General features: G+C 72.0%; 17 protein-coding genes and 1 pseudogene. 6 read left to right on the forward strand and 12 right to left on the reverse strand.

Annotated features, from left to right (window positions below):
* Positions 1–588 precede the first annotated feature (588 nt).
* From FCI23_RS48385 to FCI23_RS48395, 3 genes are read left to right on the forward strand one after another with little or no spacing between them, the layout of a single operon-like run.
* Positions 589–1,686, forward strand: coding sequence for an aromatic ring-hydroxylating dioxygenase subunit alpha (locus FCI23_RS48385; RefSeq protein ID WP_136730379.1), 1,098 nt, complete (start codon positions 589–591; stop codon positions 1,684–1,686).
* On the forward strand, positions 1,683–1,916 hold the full coding sequence (locus FCI23_RS48390; protein WP_136730380.1) for a hypothetical protein: 234 nt from the start codon (positions 1,683–1,685) through the stop codon (positions 1,914–1,916). Before FCI23_RS48385 ends, FCI23_RS48390 begins: the two co-directional genes overlap by 4 nt.
* On the forward strand, positions 1,913–2,908 hold the full coding sequence (locus FCI23_RS48395; RefSeq protein ID WP_136730381.1) for a PDR/VanB family oxidoreductase: 996 nt from the start codon (positions 1,913–1,915) through the stop codon (positions 2,906–2,908). The genes FCI23_RS48390 and FCI23_RS48395 overlap by 4 nt, the downstream gene beginning before the upstream one ends.
* Here the strand turns inward: FCI23_RS48395 and FCI23_RS48400 are convergent.
* From FCI23_RS48400 to FCI23_RS48410, 4 genes and pseudogenes are all read right to left on the reverse strand, one after another.
* Positions 2,823–3,515 carry a cytochrome b/b6 domain-containing protein gene (locus FCI23_RS48400; RefSeq protein ID WP_136730382.1) on the reverse strand — a complete coding sequence of 231 codons (693 nt, stop codon included), beginning with the start codon at positions 3,513–3,515 and terminating at the stop codon, positions 2,823–2,825. The two genes, FCI23_RS48395 and FCI23_RS48400, sit on opposite strands and share 86 nt — an antisense overlap.
* Positions 3,502–4,209 carry a molybdopterin-dependent oxidoreductase gene (locus FCI23_RS48405; protein ID WP_136730383.1) on the reverse strand — a complete coding sequence of 236 codons (708 nt, stop codon included), beginning with the start codon at positions 4,207–4,209 and terminating at the stop codon, positions 3,502–3,504. The genes FCI23_RS48400 and FCI23_RS48405 overlap by 14 nt, the downstream gene beginning before the upstream one ends.
* 76 nt (positions 4,210–4,285) lie before the next feature.
* Positions 4,286–4,450, reverse strand: a complete 165-nt coding sequence (locus FCI23_RS57550) for a hypothetical protein (protein ID WP_169317326.1) — start codon at positions 4,448–4,450, stop codon at positions 4,286–4,288.
* Between the two features lie 218 nt (positions 4,451–4,668).
* Positions 4,669–4,977, reverse strand: a pseudogene (locus FCI23_RS48410) (hypothetical protein); the annotation flags it as partial.
* 307 nt (positions 4,978–5,284) lie between these two features.
* On the opposite strand from FCI23_RS48410, the gene FCI23_RS48415 reads away from it, so the two are divergent.
* A complete protein-coding gene (locus FCI23_RS48415) occupies positions 5,285–6,517 on the forward strand; it encodes an FAD-dependent oxidoreductase (RefSeq protein ID WP_136730384.1) in 1,233 nt (410 codons plus the stop codon).
* Between the two features lie 547 nt (positions 6,518–7,064).
* Here FCI23_RS48415 and FCI23_RS48420 read toward each other — a convergent pair.
* The 8 genes from FCI23_RS48420 to FCI23_RS48455 all read right to left on the reverse strand — a co-directional run bounded on the left by FCI23_RS48420 (position 7,065) and on the right by FCI23_RS48455 (position 15,587).
* Positions 7,065–8,246, reverse strand: a complete 1,182-nt coding sequence (locus tag FCI23_RS48420; RefSeq protein WP_407646141.1) for a 4-hydroxybenzoate 3-monooxygenase — start codon at positions 8,244–8,246, stop codon at positions 7,065–7,067.
* Positions 8,243–9,412, reverse strand: a complete 1,170-nt coding sequence (gene pcaDC / locus FCI23_RS48425; protein WP_136730385.1) for a bifunctional 3-oxoadipate enol-lactonase/4-carboxymuconolactone decarboxylase PcaDC — start codon at positions 9,410–9,412, stop codon at positions 8,243–8,245. Before pcaDC ends, FCI23_RS48420 begins: the two co-directional genes overlap by 4 nt.
* Positions 9,413–9,923: 511 nt before the next feature.
* A complete protein-coding gene (locus FCI23_RS48430) occupies positions 9,924–11,450 on the reverse strand; it encodes a lyase family protein (RefSeq protein WP_136730386.1) in 1,527 nt (508 codons plus the stop codon).
* Positions 11,419–12,000: a protocatechuate 3,4-dioxygenase subunit alpha gene (gene pcaG, locus FCI23_RS48435; RefSeq protein ID WP_136730387.1), complete on the reverse strand. Its 582-nt coding sequence runs from the start codon at positions 11,998–12,000 to the stop codon at positions 11,419–11,421. Before pcaG ends, FCI23_RS48430 begins: the two co-directional genes overlap by 32 nt.
* Complete coding sequence (gene pcaH, locus FCI23_RS48440; RefSeq protein ID WP_136730388.1) at positions 12,000–12,770, reverse strand: protocatechuate 3,4-dioxygenase subunit beta; 771 nt, start codon at positions 12,768–12,770, stop codon at positions 12,000–12,002. Before pcaH ends, pcaG begins: the two co-directional genes overlap by 1 nt.
* 8 nt (positions 12,771–12,778) lie before the next feature.
* On the reverse strand, positions 12,779–13,966 hold the full coding sequence (locus tag FCI23_RS48445) for a thiolase family protein (protein WP_136730389.1): 1,188 nt from the start codon (positions 13,964–13,966) through the stop codon (positions 12,779–12,781).
* Positions 13,963–14,766, reverse strand: coding sequence for a CoA-transferase subunit beta (locus FCI23_RS48450; protein ID WP_136730390.1), 804 nt, complete (start codon positions 14,764–14,766; stop codon positions 13,963–13,965). The genes FCI23_RS48445 and FCI23_RS48450 overlap by 4 nt, the downstream gene beginning before the upstream one ends.
* Positions 14,763–15,587: a CoA transferase subunit A gene (locus FCI23_RS48455; protein WP_136730391.1), complete on the reverse strand. Its 825-nt coding sequence runs from the start codon at positions 15,585–15,587 to the stop codon at positions 14,763–14,765. The genes FCI23_RS48450 and FCI23_RS48455 overlap by 4 nt, the downstream gene beginning before the upstream one ends.
* A 188-nt stretch (positions 15,588–15,775) precedes the next feature.
* Here FCI23_RS48455 and FCI23_RS48460 point away from each other — a divergent pair, with 188 nt between their 5' ends.
* Together FCI23_RS48460 and FCI23_RS48465 are read left to right on the forward strand one after the other, a co-directional pair.
* Positions 15,776–17,437 (forward strand): IclR family transcriptional regulator domain-containing protein, encoded by a 1,662-nt coding sequence (locus FCI23_RS48460; RefSeq protein WP_136730392.1) that lies wholly within the window; start codon positions 15,776–15,778, stop codon positions 17,435–17,437.
* Positions 17,438–17,695: 258 nt separating this feature from the next.
* On the forward strand, positions 17,696–18,228 hold a 533-nt coding region (locus FCI23_RS48465; RefSeq protein WP_136730393.1), incomplete at its 3' end, for an RNA polymerase sigma factor.

An 18,228-nucleotide genomic window follows, 5' to 3' on the forward strand; every position in this document is an offset into this window, starting at 1 on the left:
GCGAGTACTTCGACCAGACCTACCAAGCCATCGCCGGCCTGGTCTCCGACCGCGCGGCCATGCGGTAATCAACCACCAGCCAACCCGCCAGGCCAGCACAGCCCGACCTCAATCGAGCACCACGTCGAAGGTAGGCACGCGAGGTTCTCCGAGACGTGGGAGACGTACGCCCACCCGCCCCGCGCCGTTGAGGGCGTGACGGTGACGACGTTCAGCGGTCTGTTCATTCAGGCCGGCGCTCCCCAGGAGAGCGTCGCCGGGTAACCCCCGGGCCGGGGGACTTGACCCGGTCCGCCCCTGATGTGCAAGACTCACTGACGAAGCGAGGCTAACCATCGCGGCGCGAGGGTGGGTCGACCCGTGGAACGGTCTTCCTGCTCGATTCGACCCCGATTCGACCCCGCGGGTGCAGGACAGAAAAGGCACCTCCTCTGGCCACGGCTGGGGCGGTGAGGCGAACTGAATACCACGTGACTGGCGGCAAGTAGCTGACCTGGGAGTTTCCATCCTGCGGAAGGTCTATTGCCGGGGTGAAGGGGACATCGTCATGGTGTTTCCAACGCAACGTCGATGATGACGGGACACCCCATGACGAAATTTGCCAGGAACCAGTGGTACGTCGCGGCCTACGGCCGTGAGGTCGGCCGCGAGCTGCTCGGGCGTACGGTCCTGAACGAGCCGATCGCTTTCTACCGCACCGAGACTGATGACACCGGCGCGGGGGGTCAGGTCGTCGCCCTCGCCGACCGCTGTGTGCACCGGCGCTTCCCCCTCTCGGCCAGCCGCCTCGACGGCGACAGGGTGGTCTGCGGCTACCACGGCTTCACGTACGACACGACCGGCACCTGCGTCTACGTGCCCGGCCAGAAGCGCATCCCGCGTACCGCCCGGGTGAGTTCGTACCCCGTGGTCGAGCAGGACTCCTTCATCTGGGTCTGGATCGGCGACCCCGCGCTCGCCGACGCCACCACCATCCCCCGGGCGCCCCATCTGGCCGACAGCGGGAAGTGGACCACTGTCGGCGGCATGGAGCCCATCGACGGGGACTACGGGCTGCTGGTCGACAATCTGATGGACCTCTCCCACGAGACGTACCTGCACGGCGGCTACATCGGCACCCCCGAGGTCGCCGAGACCCCGATGACCACCGAGGTCGACGAGGGCGCCGGTGTCGTCCGGGTCAGCCGGCACATGAACGACGCGGACTGTCCGCCGTTCTACGCCCGCTCCACCGGCATCGAGGGCCGTATCACCCGCTGGCAGGACATCGAGTACCACGCCCCCTGCCTGTATCTGCTGCACAGCCGGATCGCCCCGAAGGGCGTGCTGCCGAACCCCGACGGCAGCGATCCCAACGCCTTCCATGTGGAGATCACGTACGCGATCACCCCCTCCACCGACAGCCACGTCTATGACTTCTGGGCCGTCTCCCGCGACTTCGGCCTCGGCGACGAGGAGATGTCCGCCTTCCTGCACGACTTCAACCGCGAGGTCGTGATGCAGGACGTCAACGCGCTGAATCTGCTGCAGAAGACCCTGGACACCGAGCCCGCCGGCTACCAGGAGCTCAGCATCAATATCGACACCGGCGGCCTCGCCGCCCGCCGCATCCTGGCCCGTCTCGCCGCCGAGGGCGGGCAGCCCGCCGCCGCCCCGGCCGCCCCGCCCGTCCCCGCCGCGCGATGAGCGGCCGGCCCACCGCGGAGGTCTACCGCATCGACTGGGTGCCGGGCACCGATGTGCTGCACGGCACCTGCCACTGCGGCGCGGAGCGCTCCGGGCAGGACCCGGTGGAGATGTGGGAGTGGATGCTGGCCCACCCCGCTGGGCATCTGACGCCCGCGGCCACCCCCGAAAGCATCGCGCCCGGCACGGTCGGGGCCGGCCGGCCCCGACAGGAAGGTGCCACTCCATGAGCGTCGCAGCCGTCGCAGCCGCACCCGCCGGGGGCGGCGCCGCCGAGTGGACGGGTGAACTCATCGTGGCCGGGAGGGCGGAGGTGGCGGCGGACGTCGTCACGCTGACGCTGCGTCACCCGGCCGGGGACGAGCTCCCCGCCTGGGAGCCGGGCGCCCACATCGATCTGCTGCTCGGCAAGGGACTGACCCGGCAGTACTCCCTGTGCGGCGACCGCGGCGACCGCTCAGCGTGGCATATAGCGGTGCTCCGCGAGCCCGCCGGGCGTGGAGGATCGGCGTACGTCCACGACCAGCTGGCCGAAGGCGCCGCGGTAGGGGTCCGGGGACCGCGCAACCATTTCGCGCTGCGCCCGGCCGCCCGCTATCTCTTTGTCGCGGGCGGCATCGGGATCACCCCGATCCTGCCGATGACCGCCGCCGCCGAGGCCGCGGGCGCGGACTGGACACTGCTCTACGGCGGCCGGACCCGCACCTCGATGGCGTTCCTGGACCGGCTCGCCCCGTACGGCGGCAAGGTGCGTCCCGCGCCGCAGGACGAGACCGGTCTGCTGGACCTGGCGTCCTACCTCGCCGCGCCCGGGCCGGACACCCTCGTGTACTGCTGCGGCCCGGAGCCGCTGCTCGCCGCGGTGGAGGAGCAGTGCCGTGGCCGGGGCTGGCCGTCCGGCGCGCTGGTCGTGGAGCGGTTCAAGCCCCGGGCGGCCGACCCTGCGGCGGCCTCCGGCTCGTTCGAGCTGGTTCTGTCCCGCTCGGGGCTGACTCTCACCGTGCAGCCGGAACTCAGCGTCCTGCAGACCGTCGAGGCAGCGGGGGTGCAGGTCCTGTCGTCCTGCCAGGAGGGTACCTGCGGTACCTGCGAGACCGACGTCCTGGAGGGCGAGCCGGACCACCGTGACTCGCTGCTCAGCGAGGAGGAACGGGCGGCCGGAGAGACGATGATGATTTGTGTGTCCCGGTGCCGGGGTCCGAGGCTGGTGCTGGATCTGTGAGATGGGCGTCGTGCCGCCACTGCGGGTGGTGGCGGCGCGCCCATTCCGGGCTGACGTGGCCGGTGCGCATGCCCAGCCGGGCCTCCGGGTCGCGCATCGCCATCCAGATGTGCCCGGCCACCACACCGCCGATGGCCAGCGCCAGCCAGTCGTGGACGAAGGTGGCGCCGGTGCGCCACACCACGGTCGACAGGTGCGGGAACCACATCAGCAGTCCGGTGCCGACCATCACCAGGGCGGCCCCGGCGGCGAAGGAGGCGTAGAGCTTCTGCCCGGCGTTGAACTTGCCCGCCGGGCGCAGCTCCTCCGGGGTACGGCGCAGGACGCCGCGCAGCCAGTTCCAGTCGTGTTCGTTGAAGCGGTTGAGCAGCCCCAGGTCGCCGCGGAAGGCCCGGGAGGCGAGGCCGAGCAGGGCGGGTGCGGGCAGCGCGATACCCGTCCACTCGTGGACGGTGACGACGAGCCTGCGGCGGCCGACGATCTCGGCGAGCGCGGGCAGGTAGAGCATCGCGGCGGTGGCGAGGCAGACGAGCATCAGGGCCGCCGTTGTGCGGTGCACCCAGCGCTCGGCCGGGGTGAAGCGGCGTACCAGCTCAAGTGGCGTCATCACTGCGTCCGTTCGAACGGCCGACCCAGGCGTCGACGTCGTAGCCGTAGTGCTCCCAGTAGCCGGGCTCGACTGCCTTGGTGACCTCGATGCCGGAGAGCCACTTGGCGGACTTGTAGAAGTACATGGGCGCGACATAGAGCCGGACCGGGCCGCCGTGCGCGGTGGTGACCGCCTTGTCGTCCATCTTCAGGGCGACGATGACATCGGCGCGGCGGGCCTGCTTGAGGGTGAGGCTTTCGCTGTACGCGCCGTCGAAGCAGGTGAAGCGGACGGCGGTGGCCTCGTCCCGCACCCCTGCCAGGTCCAGGAGGTGGGAGAGCCGCACCCCTTCGAACGGCGTCTTCGGCACCCGCCAGCCGGTGACGCACTGGACGTCACGCACCAGCTTGGTCTGCGGCAGGGCGCGCAGATCCGCGAGGCTGTAGGTGGCGGTCTTGTCCACCAGACCCGACACCTTCAGCTGGTAGTCCGACTCGCCGCGGTGCGGTATCGAGGCGGAGACCGAGTAGAAGCGGAAGCCGCCTCCGCCAGGCAGCAGCCCGGTCACGCCTGTCGGGTCCTTGCTGCTGACCTCGGACAGCACCGTATCCAGGCCACCCTGGACACGGCTGCCGAGTGCGACCCCGGCCGCGCCGAGCCCGAGGACGCCGAGTATCACGCGACGGCCGACCGGCGCGCCCTTTTGTTCCATGCCGCCCACGGTAGTCCTGGGAGTTGTGTGGCTCCTATTGTGGCGGACCTGCCGTAACAGCTCCGTAAGAAGTCGCTCAGAAGGTGCTCAGGCCCAGCCCTGCGGCGAGGAGCGGCCAGGAGGTGCGGAATTCGGTCTGCCAGTACCTCCAGGAATGGGTTCCGCCCGAGTACAGATGGGAGGTCGCCGGGATGCCGAGCCGCTGCAGCTCCTGCACGAAGCTGTCCGTGGACGGCCGCACGGCGCTCTCCAGGTACTGCGGCAGCAGCTGCTCCGCGACACTCCGCCGGACAGCCCGCTCCCGGCGGAGACGTAGAGCCGGGTGCCGCGCAGCCCCTCCGCCCGGCTCCGGGGGTTGTGCGCGCTCCAGTTGGCGGCCTGCAGGATCGGATCGCCCCACAGGTTGATCGGCAGCTGCTTCTCCCGGGCCGCGACAGGTGGTGGCCGTCGGTACGGGCCGCGCGGATGCGTCCTGCGGACAGCTTCCGCGTAGCGCGCCGCCTTGGCCTCGACGTCGGGGAGTTCCTCGATGCGTTCGAGGCCGTAACAGGGCTGGGCTGGGCCGAGCCGTTCGGCCAGGCCCCGGTACACGGAGGGCGAGCCTCCGGCGGCATGGGCGAGGAAGAGCGGTGGCAGGTCTCCGCCGGCCCGCAGCACACTCACCGGCCCGGCGCTGTGGCCGGGCGGCACAAGGAGCGGTGCGGTCCGCTGCGGCGCGGACAGGGGGCCGGCGGCCGGCGGCGCCGCCGCGATCCGCTCCGCGAGCATCGCTGCGGTGCCGTCCCGAAGCAGTGCCCGGAGCGGCACGTCCCGCGGAAGGCGGCGCGCGGCCTAATGGATCCGGTGCTCACGCCCCACTGCCCGGCGGGCACGCCACCCCATCAGCGGTCTGGCCTCCCGGCCGACCGGCAAGGGCACGGTCTGACACCAGAACTCGACTGCTTCCGGCTGCGAAAGTGCTCACCTGCTGGCGGCTACGACACCGAGTCTCTCCGACCCGGCTGGTCCCATTAGGCTTGAAGCTACATGTCACAGTGTGGTCGATCCCGTGATTTCACCGAAGGGAGCGGGTGCGATGGAGCGGACCACGTGCTGTGTGGTGGGCGGCGGCCCCGCCGGAATGGTCCTCGGCCTGCTGCTGGCCCGGGCCGGCGTTGAGGTCACGGTCCTGGAGAAGCACGGCGACTTCCTGCGCGACTTCCGCGGCGACACCGTGCATCCGTCCACTCTGGCGCTGCTGGACGAGCTGGGCCTGGCCGAGCGGTTCGCCCGTCTGCCGCAGCGGCGGGTGACGACGGTCCAGCTGCCGCTCGGCCCGGACCGTTCGCTGGTCACCGTCGGAGACATCGGCGCGCTGCGGAACACGTACAACTACATCGCGATGGTGCCGCAGTGGGATTTGCTCAACCTCCTGGCGGACGAGGCCCGGCGGGAGCCGTCCTTCTCCGTGCGGATGAGTACCGAGGCGACCTCCTTCCTGGTGGAGCGCGGACGGGTCACAGGGGTGCGGTACCGCACGTCCGACGGCCGTACCGGTGAGCTGCGGGCCACCCTGACGGTGGCCTGCGACGGCCGGGGCTCGCTGGCGCGGTCGCGGCCCGAACTGGGACTGCGGAGGTTCACCTGCCCGATGGACGCCTGGTGGTTCCGGCTGCCGCGGCGGGAGGGCGACCCGCGCGGGCTCGTGGGAGGCGCCGGCGACCGGTTCCTCACCACCATGATCGACCGTGGGGACTACTGGCAGTGCGCCGCGCTGATCCCCAAGGGAACCGACGGCCGGCGCCGCGCCGCCGGTCTCGAACGGTTCATGGCAGATTTCACGGCCGCCGTCCCGTGGCTCGCGGACCGGGCGCACACGCTGCGGTCGTGGGACGAGGTGAAACTGCTCGACGTACGGCTCGACCGCCTCAGGCGCTGGCACCGCCCGGGGCTGCTGTGCATCGGCGACGCGGCGCACTCGATGTCGCCGGTCTTCGGCATCGGCATCAACCTCGCCGTCGAAGACGCCGTGGCCGCCGCCCGGTATCTTGTCGAGCCGCTGCGCCGGGGCGCGGTCGGCCTGCAGGACGTACGCGCCGTCCAGCGCCGCCGGTGGCCGACCACGGCCCTGACACAGGCGCTGCAGCGGATCGCTCACACACGGGTCATCGAACCGGTGCTGGCGGGACGCCCGCCCTTCGGCAACCCCAGGCGGGCGCAATGGATGACCGAGCTGCTCACCACCTCGCGGTGGCTGAACCGGGTGCCGGCGTACTTTCTCGCCTACGGCGCCGTACGCGAGCGTCCGCCGACCGCGTCGGTGCGGTGAGCGTGAGGTCCGGTTCGGCGGGTCGGGGATTGGCCTCAGGCCGCGGGTTCGAGGTGGCCGGTGGGGGTCCGGCTGCCGAGGGCATACGAAGGAGGTGAAGGCATGCGGCTACATCCAGCGGCACCGCAGCCGGGTCCGTACTCGCAGACGACCCACCCGCCTTCGCGGGCGCTCAGGGGTTGGGGGCGAGTGCGGGTTCGAGGAGTTCGCGGGAGACGCGGTTGTGGTCGTGGGGTTCTCCCAGGAGGGGCTGACTCGCGGTGGTGAACGTTTGAGCTGAGGTGGTTCGCGGTGGCGGCGCCGAGGATGGGCACCACGGGGGTGGTGCAGGTGGCCTTCATGTGCTGGAGAAGCCAGGCGAGGGCGGCCCGCTTCCGGCGGCGCGCCGGGAACGACATCGGCTCCTTCTGCGGCGTAACGCCGTGGCAAGTCGCTGCCCAGGGTGCCGGTGGAGGGTGTAGGTCCGCGTGTCGGGCCGGGGGCTGGAAGTCGTCGTAGTCGGTGGAGTGGGCGAGGTCCTTGCGGGGTCACCGGTATTGCGTTGCATCTAGCCGATCGGCAGACCGGCGTAGTTCTCGGCCAGCTCGGCCGCAGCGTGCGGCGAGGCCGCCACGCGGTCGAGCTGGGAGATCTGTAGCCGGGTGTCGAAGGGACTCTGGTCCGGGTCGGTGTGCAGGGTCGTGGTCATGAAGTACGAGAAGTGCTCCGCGCGCCAGACCCGGCGCAGACAGGTGTCCGAGTACGCGTCGAGCAGTTCGGCGGAGCCGGTCTCCTTCAGCCGGGCGAACGCCCGGGCCAGCACGATCACGTCGGCGGCGGCGAGGTTCAGGCCCTTGGCACCGGTCGGCGGAACGATGTGCGCGGCGTCGCCGGCGAGCAGGACACGCCCGTACCGCATGGGTTCGGTGACGAAACTGCGCATCGGCAGCACCGCTTTGGAGGTGATGGGGCCGCGTTCCAGCTTCCAGTCGCCGTCGATGGCGAAGCGCGCGTCCAGCTCGTCCCAGATCCGCTCGTCCGACCAGTCTGCCGGATCGGTGCCGTTGGGCACTTGGAGGTAGAGCCGGCTGACGGTGGGGGAACGCATGCTGTGCAGGGCGAAGCCGCGCGGCGAGTGAGCGTAGATCAGCTCGTCGCAGGAGGGCGGGACATCGGCGAGGATGCCGAGCCAGGAGTAGGGGTAGACACGCTCGTACGTGCGCTTGAGGCTCTCCGGAATCGCGCTGCGGGCGACGCCGTGGAAGCCGTCGGCACCGACCACGTAGTCGCAGGTGAGGGTCTGCTCGCGGCCTTCGTGGGTGTAGCGGATGACGGGGCGGTCTGTGTCTGCGCCTTCCACGGAGTGCACCTGGGCCTCGAAGAGCAGCGGGGCGCCGTCGGCGAGCTGAAGGGCTATCAGGTCTTTGCAGACCTCGGTCTGGGCGTAGATCCACACCCGGCGGCCGCCGGTCAGACCGGGGAAGTCGATGCGGTGCCCCCGGCGGTCGAAGCGGAGCTCGATGCCGTCGTGGACGATGCCCTCGCGGTCCAGTCGCTCGCCCGCGCCGGAGGAGCGGAGCACGTCGACGGTGGCCTGTTCGAGGATGCCGGCGCGCTGGCGCTGTTCGACGTACGCGCGGTCGCGGCTCTCCAGGACGACGCAGTCGATGCCCGAGTTGTGAAGGAGCCGGGCGAGCAGCAGGCCCGCCGGGCCGCCGCCGATGATGCCGACGGTGGTGGTGTGCATCATTGCACCTCTTCTTCGAGGATCCGGTTGGCGATGGCGAACGCGGCGTTGGCCGCCGGGACACCGCAGTAGATCGCCGACTGGAGCATGACTTCCTGGATGTCTTCGGGGGTGAGGCCGTTGCGGAGCGCGGCGCGCACATGCATGGCCAGTTCCTCATGGTGGCCGTGGGCGATCAGGGCGGTGAGCGTGATGGCGCTGCGGGTCTGCCGGGACAGGCCGGGGCGGGTCCAGATCTCGCCCCAGGCATAGCGGGTGATGAAGTCCTGGAAGACAGAGGTGAAAGCGGTGGTGCGGGCGATCGAACGGTCCACGTGCTCGTCGCCCAGCACCGCGCGGCGCACCGTCATCCCGGCGCTGTGCCGGGAGCCGTCGTCGGCCGGGCGCTCGGGCGCGGCGGCCGTGAGGTGGCCCAGCAGCGCGGCCAGTACGGGCGCCGGGCGCTCTACCCCCGCGAGGTGGGACGCGCGGGCGACCTCTGTGAGGCTCGCGCCGGGGATGCCGTCGGCGAGCTCACGGGCGTGTGCGACCGGCGTCGCCGGGTCCTCGCGGCCCGCGATCACGAGGGTGGGCGCGGTGATGCGGGGCAGGTCGGCACGCAGGTCGTACGCAGCGAGTGCGTCGCAGCAGGCGGCATACGCCTCCGGGTCGGCGGCCCGCAGGTCCTCCAGCAGCGCCTCGGCGGCCGGGGCGCTCTGGAAGGCCGAGGTGAACCAGCGCGTTGCCGCCGTCTCGGCGACCGGCCCGGTGCCTTTGGCCCGTACGAGCGCCGCCCGGTCCTGCCATCCGGCCGGGTCGCCGAAGCGGGCCGACGAGCAGACGATCGCCAGCGACTCGATCCGCTCCGGGTGGTGCAGTGCGAGCCAGGCGCCGACGGCTCCGCCGAGGGAGATGCCGGCGTACGCGAAGCGGTCGATGCCGAGGGAGTCCGCGAGGCCGAGCACCAGCCGCCCGAGGTCCGTGACCGTGGTGACCCCCGGCACGGGCGGTGAGTCGCCGTGTCCCGGAAGGTCCCAGCGGACGACGCGGTGGCCCCTCGCCAGCGCCGGGACCTGCGGGTCCCATACCGCGAGCGATGTGCCGAGGGAGGGGCCCAGGATAAGCGGCGGCGCGGACTCGGCGCCGTCGGTGCGGTGGTGCAGCGGCTGCGCTGCGGCGTCGTTGGTCATGCTGACTCCTGGTGCCGGGTCCTGCGGGCGGCGGTCTGCGGGAAGTGCGGCGCCCTGCCCACGTGCCCGGGCAGAGCGGGCCGCCGGCTCCCCCGGGTTACGGTCGGTTCGATACCGCCGGATCGCGCCATCGCGCCTCCCGGCGTCGCGGCGGAAAAACACTCCTCGACTCCGGCGGACAACAACACGCCCGCCTGCCGGGAACGCGACACCCGGCCCACACGCCCCGGCGGGACGGGCCGTCGACTCCCCCCGGTCGCGGTCGGCTCGATACCGCCGGATCGCGCCATCGCGCCTCCCGGCGTCGCGGCGGGACAGTCACCGGCCAAGGCGTGCGGCAATGGGACGCACAAGGGCCTGCGGGGCCTGACGGGGCCGCGGCTGCGGGCCGGGGCGGCCTCGGTGCCCAGCGGCGGAGCGGCCGCCTTGGCAGCGCGTCCGCCCTGCTGTGGCTGCGGTATGCCGTCCGGGACGACACCGGCGGGAGGCCGTGTGCGGCGGCCCTGGGGAGTCATGAGCCGTCCGCCGTGTCCGGGCGGCGCAGGGCGCGGTCCGTCAAAGCGATGGCGGAGCCGAGGTAGGTGGCCGGGTCGGTCAGTTCCCGCAGGTGTTCCTTGGAAAGCACTCCGGCCAGGACGGACTCCTCCTCCAGGGCCTCGTAGAGGTCGATGCCCTCCTCGGCGGCGCGGCGGCCGGCCCGGGAGAGGGCCTCTTTGGCCTCGCCACGGCCGATCAGGGCGGCGAGGGCCGCGGCGAGACGCTCGCTGACGATCAGACCGCCGGTCGCGTCGAGGTTGTCCCGCATACGGTGCGGATGGATCCGCAGCCCCTCGGCGAGTTCGGCGGCGTCGCGGGCGGCGCCGCCGACCTGGCGCAGCGCTTCGCGCAACGGCTGCCATTCGGCGTGCCACGCTCCGGCCGGGCGCTCGTCCTCGGCGGCGAGGGAACCATAGAGGACGGCGGCGAGCGAGGGGACCTGCCTCGCGGCGGCCGCAATCAGCGTGGCCCGGACCGGGTTGGCCTTGTGCGGCATCGCCGACGAGCCTCCGCCGCTGCCCTCGGAGATCTCACCGGTCTCGGTCCGGGAGAGCACCAGCACGTCCGCGGCGACCTTGCCGAGCGCACCGGCCGCGAACGCCAGCGCTCCGCCGAGGTCGGCGACGGGCGTGCGCAGGGTGTGCCACGGCAGTGCGGGCTCGGCGAGCCCCGTCTGTTCCGCGTACGCGGCGATGAGCCGCAGGCCGAGGTCCGGCGAGCCGTCCACGGCAGGGCCGGCGGTGGCGCTCGAAGCCGGGAGGCCGGCAGCCGGAGCCGTCTCGCTCGCGGCAGCGCCGGCCCTCGCAGCGTCAGCTGTGCGCCCTGCCGCCGTGCCATCGGCCTCGGCGAAGGCGTGGAATGCCGCCAGCGTGCCGGCCGCACCGCCCAGCTGGACGGGAAGGGCCCTTCGGACAGCCGCGAGGCGGTCGTGCGCGTCCAGGACGAGGGTGCGCCAGCCGGCGGCCTTGAGGCCGAAGGTGGTGGGCACCGCGTGCTGGGTGAGGGTGCGGCCCGGCATGGGAGTGCCGCGGTGCTGGGCGGCCAGCTGTGCCAGGGCCCCGGCTGTGCGGCGCAGGTCGGCCAGCACCGGTTCCAGCGCGCGCGCGGCGACCAGCATGGTGGCGGTGTCGAGGATGTCCTGGCTGGTGGCGCCCCGGTGGACGTAGGGGCCCGCCGCCGGGTCGCGCTCGGTGACGGCGGCCGTCAGGTCGGCGATCAGCGGGATGACGGGGTTGCCGCCGGAGCGGGCGCGCAGGGCGAGGTCGCGGACGTCGTAGCGCGCGGTGTCGGCGGCCGCCGCGTCCACCGCGGCGGCGGCGGTGGAGGGCGCGAGGCCGAGCGCGGCCTGGGCGCGGGTCAGGGCGGACTCCGCGTCGAGCAGGCCGCGTACGTAGGCGGCGTCGCTCGTCGCTTCTTCCGCGGCCGAGCCGGCCCAGCCCGGGCTGAGCAGCCCGGTGTCCGCAGGGGGGTCATTCGAAGGCAAGGAAGACCGTCTCCTCATGTACTCCGTCGTACTGCAGGCGGACGTCGAAGCGGTGGACCCCGGCCCGCTCGGGAGTGGCGAGGAGCGTGTCCCGGCGCCCGGGCTCCAGCGAGGCGAGCAGCGGCTCGGCGGCGGTGTCGGTCAGCTCCGGCAGGTAGACGCGGGTGTGGAGGTGATGCAGCAGTCCACGTGCGAAGACGATCACCGACAGGTACGGGACACCGCCGGGCGGCAGCGTACGCAATGCGTAGTGCCCGTCTGCGTCGGTGGCGACACGCGCGAAGCCGGTGAAGTCGGTGCCATTGCGGCCGAGGTAGCCGCCGGTGACGGGGTCCCGGCGGATCGAGCCTACCGCGCCGTCGCGGGAGCCGTCGGGGGCGGGCTGCCAGAACTCCAGCAGGGCGTCGGGGACGGGCAGGCCTGCGCCGTCGTAGACGTAGCCGTGGACGGTGAGGGCGTCCAGGTGTCCGGCGGGAGCGACGTCGCCACCGCCGGGGAAGGGGAGGGCGTAGCCGTAGAACGGGCCCACGGTCTGGGAGGGCGTGGGCGGCAGGGTTGACCGGGACATCAGCGGCCCTCCTCGATCCAGGTGGCGGCCGGGCCGTCGAGGACGATGTCCCAGCGGTAGCCCAGCGACCATTCGGGGGTTGACAGGTCGTGGTCGTACGCGGCCACAAGACGCTGCCGGGCGGCTTCGTCGGTGACGGACTGCAGGATGGGGTCGTACCCGAAGAGCGGGTCGCCGGGGAAGTACATCTGGGTGACGAGCCGCTGGGTGAACGCGGTGCCGAAGAGCGAGAAGTGGATGTGCGCCGGACGCCAGGCGTTGATGTGGTTGCGCCAGGGATAGGGGCCGGGCTTGATGGTGACGAATTCGTACTCGCCGTCGTCGCCGGTGAGGGTGCGGCCCACGCCTGTGAAGTTGGGGTCGAGCGGCGCGGGGTGGTCGTCGCGCTGGTGGGCGTAGCGGCCGGAGGCGTTGGCCTGCCAGAGCTCGATGAGCTGGCCGCGCACGGGGCGGCCGTCACGGTCCAGGACGCGGCCGGTGACCTTGATGCGCTCGCCGAGCGGCTCGCCGTGGTGCTGGCGTGTGAGGTCGGCGTCGAGGGCGGTGACATCGGTGACGCCGAAGACCGGTCCTGAGAGCTCTACGGCCTCGGGGTCGTGGACGGCGAGCAGCGGCTGCTTGGGGTGCCGGAGCACGCTGCTGCGATAGGGGGCGTAGCCGCGGGAGGGGTGGTCCTGGACGGGGCCGCCGTCAGCGACGGACTTGACGTACGCCTCGCGCTCCTCGGCGATCTCGACGGAGATGTCGCCCTGGGTGAGGGGGGTGGTCATGCTGGCTTCTACCTTTCCAGGACGAGGGCCAGGCCCTGGCCGACGCCGATGCAGAGGGCGGCGAGGCCGGTTCCGGAGCCGGCGGCGGCGAGTTGGTGGGCGACGGCTCCGGCGAGCCGGGCGCCCGAGGCGCCGAGGGGGTGGCCGATGGCGATGGCGCCGCCGCGCGGATTGACGATGGCCGGGTCGAGGTCCGGCCATTCGGCGAAGCAGCCGAGTGCCTGGGCGGCGAACGCCTCGTTGAGCTCGAAGGTGCGCAGGCCGGCGAAGCTCTTGCCGGCCTTGGTCAGCGCCCGGTTGACGGCTTCGACGGGGCCGAGGCCGAAGTACTGCGGTTCGATGCCGGAGACGGCCGAGGCGCTGATCCGGGCGAGCGGCTCGCGGCCGGTGGCCTTGAGTCCCTCCTCGTCGACGATCAGCAGGGCGGCGGCGCCGTCGTTGAGCGGGGAGGCGTTGCCGGCGGTGACGGTGCCGTCCTTGCGGAAGACGGTCTTGAGCTTGGCCAGTGATTCGAGTGAGGTGTTGTCGCGGATGGTCTCGTCGCGGGTGAGATCGGTGCCCTCGACAGGGACGACCTCGCCGTCGTAGAGGCCGTCCTTCCAGGCGCGCGAGGCCTTCTCGTGGCTGGCGAGCGCGAAGACGTCCTGGGCCTCGCGGGTGATGGAGTGCTTGTCGGCGATGAGCTCGGCGCCCTCGCCCAGCGGCACTGTCCACTCGGGCTTGAGGCGCTGGTTCACCATGCGCCAGCCGATGGTGGTGGAGAAGAGCTCCTGATGACCGGCCGGGAAGGCGCGCTCGGGCTTGGGCAGCACCCAGGGCGCGCGGCTCATGGACTCCACGCCGCCCGCGATCGCGATGGACGCGTCACCGAGGGCGACGGCCCGGTACGCCTGTACGACGGCCTCCAGGCCGGAGGCGCAGAGCCGGTTGACGGTGGCGCCGGGGACGCTGACCGGCAGGCCCGCCAGGAGCACGGCCATCCGGGCCACGTCACGGTTCTCCTCGCCGGCGCCGTTGGCGTTGCCGAGGATGACGTCGTCTACGCGGGCCGGGTCGAGCTGGGGCGTACGGTCCACGAGGGCGCGGACGACATGGGCGGCGAGGTCGTCGGGGCGGGTGCCGGACAGGGCGCCGCCGTACTTGCCGACGGGGGTGCGGACGGCGTCGACGATGTAGACGTCACGGAGACTGGTCATGAGGCGTCCTTCTTCCCGGCGGCCTTGAGGGCGCGGAGCGCGGCGAGCTCCTCGGCGGTGGGCGGAGCCGTGGTGGTGATGGAGTCGGCGGTCTTGAGTTCCCAGCTGGTGGCCGCCCGGACCTGCTCGACGGTCACGCCCGGATGCAGGTCGGTGAGGACCAGTTCGGCGGTGGCCGGGTCGGGCCGCATGATGCCGAGGTCGGTGATGACGGCGACCGGGCCCGCGCCGGGCATGCCGAGCCGCTTGCGGTCGTCGGGGCCGGAGCCATAGCCGAGGGTGGTGACGAAGTCCAGCTTTTCCACGAAGTTGCGGGTGGAGTGCCGGAGCACCATCAGCACCTTTCCGCAGTTCGAGGCGATCTCGGGGGCGCCGCCCGCGCCGGGGAGGCGGCCCTCGGGCTTGTCCGGGCCCCGGTCGACAATCGTGGTGTTGATGTTGGCGAAGCGGTCGACCTGGGCGGCGCCGAGGAAACCGACGTCGACCCGGCCGCCTTGCAGCCAGTAGTTGAACATCTCCGGGACCGGGACGACGGCGTCGGCGGTCTCGGCGAGCTCGCCGTCGCCGATGGAGAGCGGGAGCCGGGTGGGTTTGGAGCCGATAGTGCCGGATTCGTAGATCAGGACCAGGCCGGGGTTGACGGTGTTGCGGGCGAGGTTCGCGGCGGTGCTGGGCAGGCCGATGCCGACGAAGCAGGTCTTGGCGCCGGCCAGCGCGCGGGCGGCGTTGACCTCCATCAGCTCGTCGCGGGTGAAGTCCGCGGGGGCGGGAGTCGTCCCGGCGGGAGTCGTCTCGGTCATCGGGCGACAGCTCCTTCGCTGTTCAGCACATTCTCCTCGATCCACGCCGTGAAAGCGGCCCGGTCCCTCGCGATCGGATCCCAGGCCTTGTAGAAGTCGTTGTCGCGGACGGTGTATCCGCTGGCGTACGAGGGGTGGGCACCGCCCGGGACGACCGCGACCGCGTCGACGACCCAGGTGGGCAAGGTGATCGCGCCGGGGAGCGGCTCCAGCCCGTCGACGATCTCCTCGACGGTGACCAGGACGCGGCTCGCGGCCAGCACCGCCTCCTTCTGGACCCCGAGCAGGCCCCAGAGCTGGACGTTGCCGGCCCGGTCGGCACGCTGGGCATGGATGACGGTGACATCCGGGTTGAGGGCGGCGACGGCGGCCAGCTCCTCGCCGGTGAAGGGGCACGTGACTGTCGAGACGGTGTCCGTACGGGTCGGGATGTCACTGCCGCGGTAGCCGCGCAGTACGGCGAACGGCAGCTTGGAGGCTCCGGCGACATAGCGGTTGGCCATGCCGGCGTGGCTGTGCTCGTCCAGCTCCAGCGGGCGCGGCCAGCCGTTCTCCACAGCGTCGCGGAAGCGGTGCAGCGACCCGACACCCGGGTTTCCGCCCCAGGAGAAGACCAGTTTGCGGGCCGCGCCGGCGCCGATCAGCTGGTCGTACACGACGTCCGGGGTCATCCGGACAAGGGTCAGGTCGGTGATGCCCTGGCGGATGATCTCGTGTGCGGCACTGAAGGGGATCAGGTGGGTGAAGCCCTCCAGCGCGACGGTGTCACCGTCGTGGATCAGCTCTGCCACGGCGTCGTGAAGGCTGCGGATCTCAGACATGGTCCTCGGCTCGCGTGCGGCGCGGCCGGGGCCCAGAACCTGGTGACCGGATCTCTTGCCACACGACTTGTTCGTCTGGTGAACTTAAGTTCACAACTTATTGCTCAGAGTCTGGTCCTCGCCCGTACGCTCTGTCAACGTTTCGAGCCGGTACGGTTTCGACGAGATTTCCGCACTGTGGAGTACCCATGACACCGCTCGCCACCACTGCCGCCGCCCCGCCGGAGGCCGTCGGCCCCCTGATGCGCGGCCTCGCTGTGCTCCGGGTGCTGGCCACGGGCAACGGACGGCGGGCGGTCGGCGAGCTCGTACGGGCCACCGGGCTGGCCCGCTCCACCGTCGACCGCGTGGTCAGCACCCTGGAGCGCACCGGCTATCTGCGGACGGAGGGCCGGGACGCCGTCCTCACCCCCCGGCTGATGGACATAGGCAACGCCTATCTGGCGGCCAGCCGCCTCCCCGATCTCCTCGGGCCGCTCGCGGACTCCCTCGCCGACGGGCTCGACGAATCGGTGTCCATCGCCGTGCCGGACCGCGACGGGGTCCGCTTTGTGCACCAGGCCCCCCGGCGCCGCGCCATGTCCCTGACCTTCCGCATCGGCGATCTGCTCCCCGCCGAACGCGGCGCACCGGGTGCCCTCTTCGCCGCCGACTGGACCGAGGCCGACAGGGACCGGTGGCGGCTGCGCCGCGCCGCCGACCCGGACGACGCCGGTTTCCCGGCGGTGCCGCACGGGCACGCCGCCGCAGGCGCCGCCGCCTCCTTCGAGCAGAGGACAGCCGCCGCCCGGGAATCCGGCTGGTCGCTCGACGACCAGCTCATCGAGCCGGGGCTGCTCGCCGTGGCCGCCCCGGTGCGCGACGGCCGGGGACGGCAGGTGTGCGCGGTGAGCGTCGTCAGCCACACCAGCCGGCACAGCGTGTGGTCGCTGAAGTCGGCGGTACTCCCCCGGCTGCGCGAGACCGTCGCCGCGATGGAACGGGCACTGGCCGTTCCCGCCGCCCCGACGCCCGGGCCCGCCACGGCGTCGAACGCGGCCTGGACCCGGGCCTCCAAGCAGGAACTGGGCCCCGAGTTCGTGGAGTCGCTGGCCCGTGGGCTCACCGTACTCACCGCCTTCGGCCGGGGGCACACCCAACTCCCGCTCAGTGCCGTCGCCGAGGCGACCGGCCTCGCCCGCGCCACCGCCCGGCGCTCCCTGATCACCCTGGAACACCTCGACTACGTGGCCTCGGAGGGCAGGCTCTTCCGGCTGACCCCGCGCGTGCTGGAACTGGGCTTCGCCCATCTCTCCGGGCTGACCCTGCCGGAGATCGCCCAGCCGCATCTCGTGACCCTGGTCGGACAGGTGCATGACTCCGCGTCGATGGCCGTCCTCGACGGCGACGACATCCAGTACGTCGCCCGCGTCCCTACGGTGCGCATCATGCGGGTCAACATCACGCTCGGGACCAGGTTCCCGGCGTACGCGACCGCCATGGGACGGGTGCTGCTCGCCGGGCTGCCGGACGACGAACGCTCCGCGCGGCTGGCGCGTACGGAGCTGAAGCCGTTGACCCGGTACACCGTCACCTCCGCGGAACGGTTCGCGGGCACCCTGGAACGGACGGCGCGCCAGGGGTACGCCCTCATCGACGAGGAGCTGGAGGAAGGCCTGCGGTCGATCGCCGTGCCGGTCCACGACCGGGACGGCCGGGTCGTGGCGGCGGTCAATGTCTCGATGCACGCCAGCCGGCGCACGGCCGGGGAGGCCCGCGAGGTGCTGCTGCCACCGCTGCGGGAGGCCGCGGCACGCATCGAAGCGGATCTCCACTCGGCCGGGCGGTACGCACGGATCGCGTCGGCCTGAAAAATCTTGTGACCGCCGGTCAACACTTCCGCCGCCCACGGCTGTTGGTGGGTGAGAAAGAGGAGTCCGCGCGATGAGGGATCCGTTTGTGGTGGGCACGGTTGTGAGCATCATCAGATTGGTGTGCTGGTTGGCCCGGGAACGGTGGCGGGGACCGACCATGGAGGCACTGGTACGGGCCGCCGAGCCCGGCTCGACCGTCCTGGACCGGCGCCCCGACGGCAGCCTGCTGGCCGTGTACACGAGGGGGGAACGGCGATGAGCGCGGACGGGGATTTCGACCGGTTCTTCGAGCGGACCTGGCCGGTCATGCTGGCCAGGGCGGTGATGATGTCCGGCGACCGGCAGTTGGCGGAGGACGCCGCCCAGGACGCCTTCGCGGAGGCGCTGCGGTACTGGGACCGCGTGGGAACGTACGAATCGCCCGAGGCATGGGTGCACAAGGTGATGGCGCAGCGGGTCTGGGCCGCGTCCCGGCGCCGCAGGAAGCAGCAGCAGCTCGGCCTCGCCGTAGCCCTCCCGCCACAGTCCACCGTCGAGCGCACCGCCGAGGCGCGGGCCACCCTGGGCGCCCTCGCGGGCCTCCCGGCGGCGCAGCGCGCCGCCATGGTGCTGCACTGCCTGGAAGGCCTCACCCAGGAGGAGACCGCGAAGCGGCTCGGGGTGAACCGGGGCACCGTCGCCGCCAGTATCCACGCGGCGAGGCGCACCCTCGCGAGGCTGCTCGGCGTCACCGAGACCCACGGCAGCGGCGACCAGCCGCTGGTCGCCGCTGCCCGGTCCGGCGGCCC

The sequence above is a fragment of the Actinacidiphila oryziradicis genome, from assembly GCF_005047355.1.
Classification (GTDB): Bacteria; Actinomycetota; Actinomycetes; order Streptomycetales; family Streptomycetaceae; genus Actinacidiphila; species Actinacidiphila oryziradicis.

Bases quoted from the DNA above. Each gene is read 5' to 3' on its own strand.
- FCI23_RS48385 (WP_136730379.1), top strand. From the start codon at position 589: ATGACGAAATTTGCCAGGAACCAGTGGTACGTCGCGGCCTACGGCCGT.
- FCI23_RS48390 (WP_136730380.1), top strand. From the start codon at position 1,683: ATGAGCGGCCGGCCCACCGCGGAGGTCTACCGCATCGACTGGGTGCCG.
- FCI23_RS48395 (WP_136730381.1), top strand. From the start codon at position 1,913: ATGAGCGTCGCAGCCGTCGCAGCCGCACCCGCCGGGGGCGGCGCCGCC.
- FCI23_RS48400 (WP_136730382.1), bottom strand. From the start codon at position 3,515: ATGACGCCACTTGAGCTGGTACGCCGCTTCACCCCGGCCGAGCGCTGG.
- FCI23_RS48405 (WP_136730383.1), bottom strand. From the start codon at position 4,209: ATGGAACAAAAGGGCGCGCCGGTCGGCCGTCGCGTGATACTCGGCGTC.
- FCI23_RS48415 (WP_136730384.1), top strand. From the start codon at position 5,285: ATGGAGCGGACCACGTGCTGTGTGGTGGGCGGCGGCCCCGCCGGAATG.
- FCI23_RS48420 (WP_407646141.1), bottom strand. From the start codon at position 8,246: ATGATGCACACCACCACCGTCGGCATCATCGGCGGCGGCCCGGCGGGC.
- pcaDC (WP_136730385.1), bottom strand. From the start codon at position 9,412: ATGACCAACGACGCCGCAGCGCAGCCGCTGCACCACCGCACCGACGGC.
- FCI23_RS48430 (WP_136730386.1), bottom strand. From the start codon at position 11,450: ATGAGGAGACGGTCTTCCTTGCCTTCGAATGACCCCCCTGCGGACACC.
- pcaG (WP_136730387.1), bottom strand. From the start codon at position 12,000: ATGTCCCGGTCAACCCTGCCGCCCACGCCCTCCCAGACCGTGGGCCCG.
- pcaH (WP_136730388.1), bottom strand. From the start codon at position 12,770: ATGACCACCCCCCTCACCCAGGGCGACATCTCCGTCGAGATCGCCGAG.
- FCI23_RS48445 (WP_136730389.1), bottom strand. From the start codon at position 13,966: ATGACCAGTCTCCGTGACGTCTACATCGTCGACGCCGTCCGCACCCCC.
- FCI23_RS48450 (WP_136730390.1), bottom strand. From the start codon at position 14,766: ATGACCGAGACGACTCCCGCCGGGACGACTCCCGCCCCCGCGGACTTC.
- FCI23_RS48455 (WP_136730391.1), bottom strand. From the start codon at position 15,587: ATGTCTGAGATCCGCAGCCTTCACGACGCCGTGGCAGAGCTGATCCAC.
- FCI23_RS48460 (WP_136730392.1), top strand. From the start codon at position 15,776: ATGACACCGCTCGCCACCACTGCCGCCGCCCCGCCGGAGGCCGTCGGC.